The following is a 255-nucleotide window of genomic DNA, read 5'->3' on the forward strand; positions in this document are numbered from 1 at the left end:
GCCTGCAGTCGTGTCGGCGATCGAGCAACTGGCAGAATTACCAGGTCATTCTTTCTGATTCCCCTGCTTCTGAAAAATCCACCAAGCGCACCGGGCGGCGGAAGCCAGCCGTCAGCACCGCCAGATACGCCAGCCCCAACGCAAACCAGCACAGCCCAATCACCAACGTCAGCGCCGACAAGCTGGTCCACAGCCACAAGGTCAAGCTCAACCCCACCAACGGCACCGCGCCATAGCACAGCAAGCCTTTGAGGT

General features: G+C 60.0%; 1 pseudogene. It reads right to left on the minus strand.

Annotated features, from left to right (window positions below):
* Positions 1 to 37: 37 nt before the first annotated feature.
* A pseudogene (locus SB756_RS32465) lies at positions 38 to 255 on the minus strand (Putrescine importer PuuP); the annotation flags it as partial.

Origin of the sequence: Pseudomonas sp. SIMBA_068 (genome assembly GCF_046534705.1) — a bacterium.
Classification (GTDB): Bacteria; Pseudomonadota; Gammaproteobacteria; order Pseudomonadales; family Pseudomonadaceae; genus Aquipseudomonas; species Aquipseudomonas putida.